Here is a 13,520-nt window from a genome sequence, read left to right on the forward strand (position 1 = left end):
ACGGCCCCGTCGCGCGGCCCGCATGTCTTCCAGGAGCGCCGTCGTGTGGCACTTTCCCATTGCAATTCCATCGTCGCTCGGCCCGTGGGCCGTGTTCGCGAGCGTGTTGATCACGCAGCTCGGCGTGCCGGTACCGGCCGTGCCGATGCTGATTCTCGGCGGCACGATGGCGGCAATGGGGCAGGCGTCGTGGGCAAGCATGTTCGCGGCGGCGATCGGCGCGACGATGCTCGCCGATTCGCTGTGGTTTTTCATGGGCCGCACGCGCGGCCGGCGGCTGCTGAACGGCCTCGTGCGCTTCTCGCTGTCGCTCGACACGACGCTGCGCTTCGCGCGTAACGTATTCGAAAGATACGGCGCGCCGTTGCTCGTGCTGTCCAAGTTCCTGCCGGGCCTCGGCCTCGTGTCGGCGCCGCTGCTCGGCACGACCGCGATCGGCGTCGGTGTGTTCCTGTTCTGGGATCTGGCCGGCGCGTCGCTGTGGGCCGCGTTCTGGCTGATCGGCGGCGCGGCCATTCACGATCAGATCGTCCAGTTCGTGCTGTGGGTGCGCGCGAGCGGCGGCACGATCCTCGACGCCTTCCTCGCGATCTTCATCACGTTCCTGCTGTACCGCTGGGTGCGCCGCTTGCAGTTCCGCCGCTATCTCGCGCAGGTACGCATCTCGCCGCCGCAACTCGTCGAGATGATGACGTCGGACGAGCCGCCGCTGATCTTCGACGCGCGGCCGCGCGCGATCCGCGAGCGCGAGCCGTACCGGATCGCCGGCGCAGTGCCGGTCGATCTCGATTCGCCGGACCTGCTCGACCCTGAATTGCTGAAACGGCCGATCGTCGTGTATTGCGTGTGCCCGAACGAAGCCACGGCCAAGCGCCTGATCGCGAAGATGCAGCGCAAGAAGATGATCCACAACATCCGGGCGCTGAAGGGCGGCCTCGATGCGTGGGAGAAGCACGGCTATCCGGTCGAGCCGCTGCCGGCCGATCTCGATTCGTCGCGCTATTTCGTGCGGCCTGAACACGGCGCGCTCGAAGGCGAATATACGGTGCGCGCGACGTTGTCGAAATAAATACGCGCACGACTCGGCGCACATTCGAATTCCGCCACCGCTTTCACACGCCACGATTTTTACGAAAATCGGCTGGCGTGAAACCTCTAATCCTCCATATAATCCCGCCTGCATATTGCGTGCGTGTAATCACGCACATTCGACGCGCGTTCGTTCGCGCCGAAAGCGATTGATCCCGTTGCCGCTCGCCACGCGCACAGCCGCGTCGTACGGGCCGCACGGACGTATTCCGTGAAAGGCCCGATCCGTTGTCCGGATTGTTTCGGAAAATACGGTTAATCCGCGGCGATTCACATCGGATTGACGCAACATCCATGTCGTTTCTTATTCGGAAATCGGCAGTGGGGATTATTTCGTTTTCGGCTGCCAATATCGGCATGAACGGTCGCGCATTGACATCGACACAATGACGGCGGCCGCTCGCGGCTGCCAGGAGACGGACTTGAAACAACCAGAAGACCAGCTGCACCGCGGGCTGGAGGAACGGCACATCAACCTGATGGCGCTCGGCGCGACCATCGGCGTCGGCCTGTTCCTCGGCTCGGCCACCGCGATCCGTACGGCCGGCCCGGCCATCCTGCTGACCTACCTGCTCGGCGGCATCGCGATCTTCCTGATCATGCGCGCGCTCGGCGAGATGGCGATCACGAACCCGGTCGCCGGCGCCTTCAGCCGCTATGCACGGGATTATCTCGGCCCGCTCGCCGGCTACCTGACCGGCTGGACCTACTGGTTCGTGTGGATCGTCACCTGCATGGCGGAAATCACGGCGGTCGGCGTCTACATGCACATGTGGTTCCCCGGCGTGCCGAACTGGATCTGGGCGCTCGCGGCGCTCATGGCGATGGGCTCGGTGAACTTCATCGCGGTCAAGCTGTACGGCGAATTCGAGTTCTGGTTCGCGCTGATCAAGATCGTCACGATCGTGCTGATGATCATCGGCGGCGGGCTGATGATCGCGTTCGGCATCGGCAACGGCGGCATCGCAACCGGCATCTCGAACCTGTGGGCACACGGCGGCTTCATGCCGAACGGCATCGGCGGCGTGATCGGCGCGCTGCCGATCGTGATGTTCGCGTATCTCGGCGTCGAGATGCTCGGCCTCACGGCCGGCGAGGCGCGCAACCCGGAGAAGTCGCTGACGAAGGCCGTGAACTCGGTGTTCTGGCGCGTGCTGATCTTCTACATCGGCGCACTGTTCGTGATCATGTCGATCTACCCGTGGGACCAGATCGGCACGCAGGGCAGCCCGTTCGTGATGACGTTCTCGCGGCTCGGCATCCCGGCCGCCGCCGGCATCATCAACTTCGTCGTGCTGACCGCGGCGCTGTCGTCGTGCAACAGCGGCCTGTTCAGCACCGCGCGCATGCTCTACAACCTCGCGCAGCAAGGCCAGGCGCCGAGCAAGCTCGGCCGCGTGAATCGCAACGGCGTGCCGGTGTACGGCGTGATCGTGTCGGTCGCGCTGCTGCTGATCGGCGTGCTGCTCAACTATCTGGCGCCGCAGCACGTGTTCACGTGGCTCACGTCGGTGTCGACGTTCGGTGCGATCTGGACGTGGTGCGTGATCCTGATCGCGCAAATGCGCTTTCGTCGTACGCTGTCGGCCGACAAGATCGCGCGCCTGCCGATCCGCGTGCCGTTCTATCCGCTCGGTTCATACATCGCGCTCGGATTTCTCGCGCTGGTCGTCGTGCTGATGGCCTTCACGCCGGATACGCGCGTCGCGCTCGTGATCGGGCCGGTATGGATCGTGCTGCTCGGCATCGCCTACGCGCTGTTCTATGCGAACCGTCCGGCGGCATCGGTGTCGACGAAGTCGTAAGCGATACGGATCGACCTGCGCGTGCGTTGATCGCGATCATGCACGCGCGGGCGGGACGCTCTATGCTGTCTGGATTGCTTGTCCGCGCTTCGCGCGGCCATCCGCCGATTCTTGCGACCGTGCCGGCCGTCCCGCCGCCGCGCGCCGCTTCCGCGCGAAGCTTCCGTCGTCGTTCCGCGACGACGCGTACGCACGGAGGCCTTCGCCATGCAGCCTGCCCAGTCCATCCCGACACTCGCGCGTATCGCGCTGGCCGTCGATCCGACACCCGAATCGCTGTCCGCCGCGCATTACGCGCGCACGCTGCTGCGCCCCGGCATGCGATTGCGCATCGTCTGCGCGATCGACAACCCGCGCCTCGTGCTGCCCGACATCCCGCGCATCGACGCGCTGCTGACGTCCGCGCGCGAGGACATGATGCGCGAGGCGCAGGCCACCAGCGCACGGATCGCAGCCCTGTTTTCCGACAGCGGCATCGAGGTCGAGCAGGTGATCGTCGACACGTCGGTCACGGGCGGCACGGTCGCCGATGCGCTGGTGAACGATACGTCGGCATGGCGCGCGGACGTGCTGGTCGTGGGCGCGAATCCGCATCACGGGCTGTTGCGGCTCGTCGAAGGCGCGATGTCGGACACGCTGACGACGCGCGCGCGCTGCGCGTTGCTGATCGTACCGGCCACGTACGAGCGCCCGTCGGACGGCACGCTGCAGCGGCTGATGTTCGCGGTCGACGGCAGCGAGCCGTCGCTGCACGCGGTGCGTGTCGGGCTCGGCTTCGCCGCGCCGACGACGCTGCTGTACGCGGCGTACGTGATCGATCGCGCGGTTCGTCTGACCGATCTCGTGCCGGTGCGCGCGCTCGAGGATGCGTACCGAGCGGAGGGCGAGGATGCGCTGGCGAAGATCGGCCCGCTGTTCCATGCGACCGGGAACCCGACCAAGCGTGGCGTCGTCGAAACGCGACCGACGAGCGACGACGTGGCTCATGCGCTGATGCGCGACGCCGTGCACTGGCGTGCGGAACTGCTGGTGGTCGGCACGCATGGCCGGCGCGGCATCGCCGCCTGGCTGATCGGCAGCGTCGCGCGCCGCGTGGCGCACCTCGCGCAAGTGCCCGTGCTGCTCGTTCGCGGTGCCGAGTAAACGATGCGGCGTCGCGCACGAAGCGGGTTTGGGTTGACCTGCGTCAGAAACGCGGTGCGCATCGCGTGAGACATTGACGGAACATCCGGCGAGGCAACCGGTCTGTCGAGCATGACGCGTTCATGTGCGACGACAGCCACGCATGAACGCGAACGTCGAAACGGCCCGCCAGCGGCTGCGACATGCGCCGCGTTCGCCGTCGTCGCTTCATATTGCGGAGCCGCGCCATGCATCGGATGGCGCGTCATCCGACCGAGAACTCTCTGGCACGAGGGTAGGCAGCCGACGGCTGCCTTGGAGGACGGACGGGGTGCACGTCACCCCGTCCGCTTTCCCCGTTGCTGGCCCCGTCGTTTTATCCCGCAGGAATCGTCTTGAGTGCTGCCGTGTGGAACGGCACGCAGTGGCGCATGGCGCGCAGTCGCACCGGTTGGCGAATGGTCGCAGCATGCGCGCGGCATGTTGCGGCCCTGCCGAAGTTTCCGTCACGCGCCGCCATGGCGGGCCGCGCGTGCGTTCACAGGGTGCGAAGAACTGACACCAGGTTGTGCCGACAGCCGGCGCTGCGACGTACACGCGGACGCTGGCGCGCGACATGCGGCGACCCGTGCGTGCCGGACGCGCGGCTGCGCAGCCGGTTTGCGTGCGGCCAGCCGGGGCGCGCCTTGCGGCGAGGCTCGGAAACAGCCGGCGCCTCGGCCTCGGCCCGCGCGCAGAGTGCCGCGGCGAACCGTTGCAGCGCCAGGACCGACCCCGCGACGCTCTGGTACTTTTCGCGGCCGATCTGCCCGTCGAGCGTGACGAGCAGTCCGGCTTCGCGAGCGAGCGCGAGCAGGGTATCGAGATCGTCGGACGGACGGGTGCCGGCCGATACGGCCCGGGCGGGCAAGGCGCGCGCGTGACTTGCCGCGCGCCGCTGGCCGGCCCGTCCCGGGAAATTGCGATGTTTCATGGTTGGTCTCCTGCGCCCGAACCCGCATGCCGGCTCGACGGCCGGCTGGGCGATGGCCCGGCATGAACGTTTCGTTCATGTGACCAGTATCGTGTCGCGACAACGCGCTGCCAAGCGGCGCGCGCTGAAGTCGCTGTCAGGCATTGCGCGTGCGTATCGGAATCCGCTGACACGCGAGGCCGCCGTTCGGCCGCATCGGCGGCGATCGGGCGCCTTCGTTCCGACGAATGAACCGCGCGTGCCGGGCGTCGCTTGACGCATGATTTCGGCGAGTCTAAGTTGCCCTCTGCATCGGCGTCGCGCGGCGTTTCCATCGCCCGTTCGTCGGCCGGTGCCGCGCCCCGGGGTGGCGTGGCAGGATTTCGAGTCTCGTTCGCGGGCGGTTTGCGCCGCGAACCTTGCGCGGCCGGTTCGGTGACGGATCGGCGCGGCGGCACGCAACGTGCCGTTGATCGCGCGCAAACACGCGCCGGCGCATCGCACGCCGCGCGGCCATCCAGTCTTTAAGCTTCCAGTACCGTCAACTTTTCGTTCCTCGACCGTCAGGAGTCCGTCGATGTCCAAGGACAATTTGCTCGATTCACTCAAGGAAGCCGCCGAACAGCGCGCGATCGGCGCGGATCAGTTGCGTGCGATGCTCGACGACGAAGTGCGCGTGCTGTCGTCCGGCGCGCGCGTGCACGACTACATCCACGTGTTCGCGATCCGGCACCTGCGCGAACGCATGCGCCAGCAGGACGATCTCGACAGCGATACGCGGGCCGCCGCCGTTCCCGCGGAACCCGACCCTCGGGCGGTCCATCGTTTATGACGGACGCCCGCCGCGGCTGACGCCGCAGGCGTCGCGCGACCTGCCGCCGGCTCCGGACGGCCGCGAGGCAGTCGCCCTGCATGCGGCGTCTGCCGCACCGGTCCGCGCGGAATCGACAGCCGGCCGGCCCACCCGACACCCGCTTCGCGCACGAGACCGCCAGTGCGGAACGCCGCAACCGGCGATCCGTGCGCGCGGCGCATCACGCGCCGCCTTCCTGACGAAAGGCCGACAACCGGCCACGCCTTTCGTCATACTTTTCATCGATTTGTCACAACGGTCTCAAGTATTGGGCGCGATTGCCGTTTACCCGGTGAATTCGTCCACCGGGCGTTCGCGCTCCCTTACCGAGTCGTTGCCATGTTCTCGTCCATCCGCGCCCGCATCCTCGCCGCGTGCGTCGCCATCGTCGTATTCGCGCTCGTCGCCACCACGCTGATCAATTACTTCATTGCACGCTCATACAACGACGACGCGATCGACCGCAACCTGACCTCGGTCGCGAGCGGCCACGTGGTCGGGATCGCCGACTGGGTCGCCACGCGCAGCCGGATGATCGAGTCGCTGCAGGACGCCGCGCTGACGCCCGATCCGCTGCCGGTGTTCAAGCAGATGGCCGCGGCCGGCGGCTTCACGAACGTCTACGCGGGCTTCGCCGACAAGGCGTTCCGCTTCTCCGACCCGACCGGCATCCCGCCCGACTACGACCCGACCGGCCGCCCGTGGTACAAGCAGGCCGCGCAGGCCGGCAAGCCAGTCGTCACGCCGCCTTACGTCGATGCCGGCACGGGTAACCTCGTGGTCACGTTCGCGGTGCCGATCCTGCGCGACGGCGCGCTGAAAGGCGTGGTCGCGGCCGACGTCGCGATGGACAGCGTGATCGCCAACGTGAAGTCGATCCGGCCGACGCCCGCGAGCTTCGGGATGTTGATCGACAGCAGCGGCCACGTGGTCGCGCACCCGGACGCGAAGCTCACGCTGAAGCCGGTCGCCGACGTGTCGCCCGAACTCGGCGCGATGGGCGCCGCATCGGTCGCGGCAGCGACCGCACCCGTCGAGGTGAGCGTGGGCGGCGACGCGAAGCTGGTGCGTGCGCGCCCCGTGCCGGGCACCGACTGGTACGCGCTGGTGCTGCTCGACAAGACCGAAGCGACGGCCGGGATGCGCTCGCTGCTGACCGCGTCGCTGATCACGCTGGTCGTGATCGTCGGCGTCGCATCGCTGATCATCGGCGCGATCACCGCGACCGCGTTCCGCCGCCTGTCGCAGGTGCGCCAGGCGATGGCCGCGATCGGCTCGGGCGCCGGCGACCTCACGCAACGCCTGCCGGTCGACGGCCGCGACGAAGTTGCCGACATCGCGCGCTCGTTCAACAGTTTCGTCGACAAGCTGAACGACGTGATGCGCCAGATCCGCGACGCGAGCGAATCGGTGCGCACGGCCGCGAACGAGATCGCGGCGGGCAACCAGGATCTGTCGTCGCGCACCGAATCGGCGGCGGCGAGCCTCGAGGAAACGGCCGCGTCGATGGAAGAGATCACCGCGACCGTCGGCCAGTCGGCGGCGGCCGCCGGCCAGGCCGACGAACGCGCGGCAGCCGCGTCGCGGATCGCGTCGCACGGCGGCGTGGTCGTGTCGGACGTCGTCGCGACGATGGAAAAGATCGAAGAAGCGTCGGGCCGGATCGGCGACATCATCGGCGTGATCGACGGCATCGCGTTCCAGACCAACATCCTCGCGCTGAACGCGGCCGTCGAAGCGGCGCGCGCGGGCGAGCAGGGCCGCGGCTTCGCGGTTGTCGCGCAGGAAGTGCGCAGCCTCGCGCAACGCAGCGCGCAGGCCGCGCGCGAAGTGAAGGTGCTGGTCGAATCGACGGTCGCGAGCGTGTCGGCCGGGTCCGGGCAGGTGCGCCAGGCGGGCGACACGATGCGCGAGATCGTCTCGAACGTGTCGAACGTGACAACCATCATTTCCGAGATCACGCACGCGGCGAACGAGCAGACGCGCGGCATCCAGGAGGTGAATCGCGCGGTCACGCAGCTCGACGAGATGGTTCAGCAGAACGCGGCGCTCGTCGAACAGTCGACCGCCGCGGCGACCGCGCTGCAGTCGCAGGCGAACGCGCTGGCGACGACCGTCGGGCAGTTCAAGGTCGCGTGACGCGGCCCGCAGGATGCGCGGGCGCGCCGCTCAGGAGCGCCCGCCGTCGCGCATCAGCGCAAGCCGGTTGTAGAGCGTCTTCAGGCTGATCCCGAGCGCTTTCGCCGCCCGCGGCTTGTTGCCGTCGAAGTGGCGCAGCGTCGCCGCGATGAAGCGCTGCTGCGCATGGTGCAACGTCGCGCCGAGCGGCAGCGCCATCGCATGCTCCGACGTGCGCTCGGGCGGCATCGGCTGCTTCGGCAGCGCGACGTCGATACCTTCGTCGGACAGGATGTATGCGCGCTCGATCGCGTTGTGCAGCTCGCGCACGTTGCCGGGCCATGAATAGGCGCGCAGCGCCGCGATCGCCGCGTCGGTCAGCCGCTTGTGCGACCGGTGCCGCGCGTTGAGCGTGTCGACGAACTCCTGCGCGATCGTCACGACGTCACCGTCGCGCTGGCGCAGCGGCGGCACGTACAGCGCGAACGCGGCGAGGCGGTAGAACAGGTCTTCGCGCAGCCGACCGTCGCGCACGGCTTCGGCCGGGTTGTGGCGGGTGGCCGACACGATCCGTACGTCGAGCGGAATCGGCTCGGTGCCACCCACCCGCACGATTGCATTCGACTCGATCGCCCGCAGCAGCTTCACCTGCAGCGACGCCGGCATTTCCGCGATTTCGTCGAGCAGCAGCGTGCCGCCGCGCGCGGCTTCGAAGAAACCTTCCCGCTGCGCGATCGCGCCGGTGAAACTGCCTTTCTCGTGCCCGAACAGTTGCGATTCGGCGATGTCGGGCGGAATTGCGCCGCAGTTCACGGGCACGAACGGGCCGTCCCGCCGTGCGCTCAGATCGTGCAGCCGGCGCGCGACGATATCCTTGCCGACCCCGCTTTCGCCGGCAATCATCACGCTGGCGCGGGTCGGCGCGATTTTCTCGATACGGCCGAGCAGCGCGCGCATCACGGACGACCGGCCGGACAACCGGCGGCCGTCCATGCGCTGCTTCGGCCGGTTTGTGGATTCACCCATCGGTGTTCGCGGACCGTTTTGAAAATCGGCATCACGCGTTCCGTTCGTTGCAATATTTATCATCGACAGCGAAACGGCCGCGAAGGTGCCGCGAAATAGGAATTTCCAATGCACGCGGCGAGGGCGGAAGAAATCGTCCATCGGTCTTTCGCGTGAATTCGGCAGGATCAGTAGAACGGTCGCATTCAGGGCCGTATCGGTGCTTTTTTACAGAAATCCGATGAAAAAGCGGGTCCAGCGCGCATTCCGGTGGGGCGGGGCGCGACATCGGCCGGCGCCGGAGCGGCGGCGTCCGGCATTCGCTGCCCCGACACGCGCCGACGTGCATCGGGCATATCGCTTGCTGATGCTTCCACGCTCGCCCGGCACGCTCGACGGCATGCCGGATGGCCGAACAGCGGCACGACGCCGCGCGGCGGGAGCCGGCGCGATGCAAGGAAGCAATGAGGACCCTGACCCGTGAGCTGTTACGGCAGGGCGCATGGGTCGTGCTGGCCGTCGGGCTGGCGTCCGCGCTTCAGGCGTGGGCGATTCGCGTCGGCGGCGGGCACGCGTCATTTGCGCCGCTGCCTTTCTATGCAGGTGTCGCAGCCGCGGCCTGGCTGACGTCGTTCGGCGGCGGCCTCGTCGCGACCGCCGCGAGCGTGGCCGCGATCGGCGCGCTGTGGTGGCGCGATGCGCCACTGGCGGCGTTGTTCGCGCAGGCCGGTGCGTTCGTCGCGATCGGCTTCGTCGAGTGCGTGCTCGTGATGGCCGTCAAGCCGCTGCTCGCGAACGCTCGCGTGCGTGGAATCGATCGGAATGCCGACACCCGCATGCCGCACGGTGAGCCGGCGCCCGACGAAGGCCTGCTGCGCCGTGTGGTCGACGCATCGCCCGATGCGATCGTCGGCGTCGACGCCGCGCGGCGGATCACGAGCTGGAATCCGGCCGCGCGACGGATCTTCGGGATCGATGCGGCGCAGGCGAGCGGCCGCGACATTGCCGCGATGATCGCGCCGCGCTGGCTGCGGCGGCATCCGGTGCCCGCATCGTTCGCGCACCAGCGCGCGCCGGTCGGGCCGCTCGACGTGCTGTGCGTGCGACGCGATGGCGGCCGTTTCCGGGCGACCTTCGCCGCCTCGCCGATCGTCGATGCGCAGGGCAACTGCGCGGGCCTGTCGATGACGCTGCGCGAAACGCGCGAACGCCATCGCGGCGAGCGGCGCGACAGGCGCTCGCCGGCCGACACGTCGAACCGGCTGAAGGACGAGCTGCTGGCCACCGTGTCGCACGAGCTGCGCACGCCGCTGAACGTGATCTACGGCTGGGTCGAAGTGCTGCGCAACGCCGACGGCCAGGGTTTCGCGCAGCAGGCGGTCGACGCGATCGACCGCAGCGCGCGCTCGCTGTCGCACATGGTCGCCGACCTGCTCGATGCGTCGTCGCTCGCGACGGGGCGGCTGCGCCTCGAACGCGTGCCGGTCGATCTCGTGCGGGTCGTGCGCGACGCCACGCGCGAATTCGACGCGATGGCGCAGGCGAACGGCCTCGTGCTGTCGACGGCGTGCGCGATGCCGGCCTGCGTGATTCCGGCGGACGGCGAGCGCCTGCGCCAGTTGCTGTCGAACCTGCTGTCGAACGCGATCAAGTTCACGCCGCCGGGCGGGCGCATCGACGTGTCGCTGACGCGGGCGGGCGAGCGCGTGCGGCTGTCGGTCGCCGACACGGGGCAAGGCATTGCGCCGGACTACCTGCCGCACCTGTTCGATACGTTCAATCGGCCCGAGGGCGCGTTCGCATTGCCGCAACGCGGCCTCGGGCTCGGTCTGTCGATCGTGCGCAGCATCGCGCAGCTGCACGGCGGCGAAGTCGTCGCGACGAGCGCGGGCACCGGACTCGGGACGACCGTGACGGTCACGCTGCCGGCCGGCTGGGACGTCGACGATCCGGAGAGTCGGGTGAATCCGGCGGGCCAGTCAGCCGCGGTCGCGCTCGACGGTCAACGCGTGCTCGTCGTCGACGACGACGCGACGTCGCGCGCGAGTCTCGCCGCGGCGCTCGAAACGATGGGCGCGCAAGTGTCGACCGCGCAGTCGGGGCATGACGCACTCGACGCGGTGGAACGCGATCCGCCGAGCGTCGTGCTGTCGGATCTCGCAATGCCGGACGGCGACGGTTTCTGGCTGATCGAGCGCATCCGGCATCTGCCAGACGGCAGCGCGCATCTGCCCGTCGTTGCGGTCACGGCGCACACGGGCAAGGCCGACCGCCACCGCGTGATGGCCGCCGGTTTCGACGCGTACCTGTGCAAGCCGGTCGACATGCCGACGCTGGCGAACGTGATTGCCGAGGTCGCGCCGGACGACGCGGGCAACGGGAAAGGACGCAACCGGTAGCGGCGGCTGCGGTCCGGTCGTCTGGCCGTTCAAATCGAGGAAAGAAGGTGCGATGAACGCAGCGGAACGCACTCGGCGCGACGGCACGGACGGCGATCCGGCGTGACGAAACCAAGACGCGGACCCGCCGCGATCCGCAACTTCGCGCGTTCGCGGCCGGTACGCTGCCGATGCCGAACGCGCATCCGGCGGCCGCGCAACAGCTCGCGCAGGCGCTGGCCACCGCCCACTGAACCGCGTCGAAGCAGATCCGCTTCAGCGCGGCCCGCCGCTTTCAGGGCCGTCCGGCGAAGCCTCGTACGGCGGCGAGTCGATCGCCGTTTCGCCTTCCTCGATCAGCCAGTACGGCGAACTGCCGTAGTACGCATGCAGCGCTTCGGCCCAGGCCGGATCGGCCATCGCCGGCCAGCGGTCTTTATCGAAGCCGGGCGCGTCGCGCACGCGTTCGGTGGCAACGGGCAGCACGAAACACTTGCGCTCGACATCGAGCGCGAGCACGTTCCACGGCACGGCGAGCAGCTTGCCGCCGAGCCCGCGCACACCGCCCGACGCGACGACCGCATACGCGATCCGGCCGGAGCGTACGTCCAGCATGATGTCCGCGACCTTGCCGATATCGTCGCCGTCGATCGTCAGCACGCGATCGCCTTCGAGCGTGCGGGCGGCCATCACGTCGGGCCCCGGCCCGCTGCGGGCCGTACGGCTGCGCGCGCCGACAATGTGCGTGTCGTCGCGCGACGGTTTGTCCGTTGTCATCGCAAACCTCCTGATCGAAGCGCCGGCCGGGCGGGCCGTGCGGAATGGCACGAAACGGCGCACGTCAGCGCCGGCGCGGCAGCGATACGTCCTCGAGCGTATTGGCGAGTTCGTCGCGCGCCGTGCCGCTTGCGCGCGTCGCGATGTCGCCGAGCGACACGATGCCGACCAGCCGCAGGCTCTCGTCGAGCACCGGCAATCGATGCAACTGCGCGTCGGCCATCCGCTGCTGGACGTCGCCGACGCCGTCGTCCTCGACGCACCACTGCACCGGCGCGGATGCCACCGCCTGAACGGGCGTATCGGGTAAATGGCCATGCGCCAGCGCGCGCACCGCGAGGTCGCGGTCGGTCACGATCGCGACGAGCCCGGCGCCACCGCACACGGGCAGCACGCCGATATCGAAGCGCCGCATCAGTTCGGCCGCATGGCGAATCGTGTCGGCCGGCGCGACGCACACCACGTCGCGCGACATGATCTCGTTGACGCGATACATGAACGTCTCCTTCGTGAGCGAGACGATCCGGAAGCAGATGGCGTGCCGCGCGTGCGCCGCGCACGCCGGGCCCCGGCGGCCGGGCGAGGGTGAAATTTGCCAGCCCGCTTGTACATCTTCCACGGCGGCAGCCACGAACGGGCGGTGCGGGACGTCAGTGGCCGATGCCCGTCATCGCGACGATCGCGAGCACCAGCGCGCTCTCGATCGCCGCCAGCGCCGCGATGCCGGCGGCGCCGCTGATTTCATGCCATCGATGTTCAAGGCGTTTCATCAGATCACTCCGGATTGCTCCGGCACGCGGATGCGCGGTGGCGCCCCGCGAACCGGGTGCCGCCGTCAGCCGTGATCGCGGGGCGGGGAAGGGACGTGCGGCGCGCGACGTTCGTGCTCGCCGGACGGCTTGGCGGGGTCGATACGCGTCGCACCGCCGACGGCGGGCGGGTCGCTGGCCGGAAACGATTCCTCCAGCCCTTCGTCGATGCGCTCTTCCGTCTTGTCTTCGGACGGCGGGCGCGACGTGGCGAACCGGAACAATCCGGCAGCCGGTGACACGGCGTCGCGGCTGCCGGTGGCGTAAGCGGTCATGATCGAACCTCCTTGGTCGTTGATGCAGCCGCAAGCGCCGTGCCTGCGCGGCGCCGGCAGCACGGCGCTTGCGCGCCGGGGAAACCGGGCGGGCGCGCCGGGCATGACCCGCGCGCCGTCGGCGTGGACGGGAGGACATCCCGTTGAAGGCATCCAGGAAAAGGATACGTTACGACGCGAACGTATGCGGCGGCGATTTCTGCCACGTACGTAAGCGCGTGGACACCGTCGACACATGCTGGCGCGACTTGCCGGTCTATGGGGCCGTACGGCGCAGGTCCGACGAAAAGGACGAAGTGCACGCACTGAATGACGCCGTCTCCGACCGCCTTGCGCG

General features: G+C 68.6%; 11 protein-coding genes. 6 read left to right on the plus strand and 5 right to left on the minus strand.

All coding sequences use genetic code 11. From position 1 onward, the window contains the following. Positions 1–43: 43 nt before the first annotated feature. The 3 genes from BBJ41_RS20565 (at position 44) to BBJ41_RS20575 (ending at position 4,037) form a co-directional block, all read left to right on the plus strand. The gene (locus BBJ41_RS20565; RefSeq protein ID WP_069748177.1) at positions 44–1,069 is read left to right on the plus strand and encodes a DedA family protein/thiosulfate sulfurtransferase GlpE; all 1,026 of its coding nucleotides are present in this window, start codon (positions 44–46) and stop codon (positions 1,067–1,069) included. Positions 1,070–1,475: 406 nt separating this feature from the next. Then, the gene (locus tag BBJ41_RS20570; protein ID WP_069748178.1) at positions 1,476–2,894 is read left to right on the plus strand and encodes an amino acid permease; all 1,419 of its coding nucleotides are present in this window, start codon (positions 1,476–1,478) and stop codon (positions 2,892–2,894) included. Between the two features lie 207 nt (positions 2,895–3,101). Then, entirely contained in the window at positions 3,102–4,037 is a 936-nt protein-coding gene (locus BBJ41_RS20575; RefSeq protein ID WP_069748179.1) for a universal stress protein, read from the plus strand. A 517-nt stretch (positions 4,038–4,554) separates the two neighbouring features. Here BBJ41_RS20575 and BBJ41_RS20580 read toward each other — a convergent pair. After that, positions 4,555–4,989, minus strand: coding sequence for a hypothetical protein (locus BBJ41_RS20580; RefSeq protein WP_069748180.1), 435 nt, complete (start codon positions 4,987–4,989; stop codon positions 4,555–4,557). A gap of 556 nt (positions 4,990–5,545) precedes the next feature. On the opposite strand from BBJ41_RS20580, the gene BBJ41_RS20590 reads away from it, so the two are divergent. Together BBJ41_RS20590 and BBJ41_RS20595 are read left to right on the plus strand one after the other, a co-directional pair. Next, positions 5,546–5,800 carry a DUF3562 domain-containing protein gene (locus BBJ41_RS20590; protein ID WP_069748182.1) on the plus strand — a complete coding sequence of 85 codons (255 nt, stop codon included), beginning with the start codon at positions 5,546–5,548 and terminating at the stop codon, positions 5,798–5,800. A 360-nt stretch (positions 5,801–6,160) separates the two neighbouring features. After that, complete coding sequence (locus BBJ41_RS20595; RefSeq protein ID WP_069748183.1) at positions 6,161–7,960, plus strand: methyl-accepting chemotaxis protein; 1,800 nt, start codon at positions 6,161–6,163, stop codon at positions 7,958–7,960. A 30-nt stretch (positions 7,961–7,990) separates the two neighbouring features. Here the strand turns inward: BBJ41_RS20595 and BBJ41_RS20600 are convergent, their stop codons facing one another. Beyond that, positions 7,991–9,028, minus strand: a complete 1,038-nt coding sequence (locus tag BBJ41_RS20600) for a sigma-54 interaction domain-containing protein (RefSeq protein ID WP_069750287.1) — start codon at positions 9,026–9,028, stop codon at positions 7,991–7,993. 380 nt (positions 9,029–9,408) lie between these two features. Here BBJ41_RS20600 and BBJ41_RS20605 point away from each other — a divergent pair, with 380 nt between their 5' ends. Further along, positions 9,409–11,343 (plus strand): PAS domain-containing hybrid sensor histidine kinase/response regulator, encoded by a 1,935-nt coding sequence (locus BBJ41_RS20605; RefSeq protein WP_069750288.1) that lies wholly within the window; start codon positions 9,409–9,411, stop codon positions 11,341–11,343. Positions 11,344–11,598: 255 nt separating this feature from the next. Here the strand turns inward: BBJ41_RS20605 and BBJ41_RS20610 are convergent, their stop codons facing one another. From BBJ41_RS20610 to BBJ41_RS20620, 3 genes are all read right to left on the minus strand, one after another. Then, positions 11,599–12,099, minus strand: coding sequence for a PRC-barrel domain-containing protein (locus BBJ41_RS20610; RefSeq protein WP_069748184.1), 501 nt, complete (start codon positions 12,097–12,099; stop codon positions 11,599–11,601). Positions 12,100–12,163: 64 nt separating this feature from the next. Next, positions 12,164–12,595, minus strand: a complete 432-nt coding sequence (locus BBJ41_RS20615) for a CBS domain-containing protein (RefSeq protein ID WP_069748185.1) — start codon at positions 12,593–12,595, stop codon at positions 12,164–12,166. A gap of 339 nt (positions 12,596–12,934) precedes the next feature. Then, entirely contained in the window at positions 12,935–13,183 is a 249-nt protein-coding gene (locus BBJ41_RS20620; protein ID WP_069748186.1) for a hypothetical protein, read from the minus strand. Positions 13,184–13,520: the final 337 nt, after the last annotated feature.

The sequence above is a fragment of the Burkholderia stabilis genome, assembly GCF_001742165.1.
GTDB classification, from domain to species: domain Bacteria; phylum Pseudomonadota; class Gammaproteobacteria; order Burkholderiales; family Burkholderiaceae; genus Burkholderia; species Burkholderia stabilis.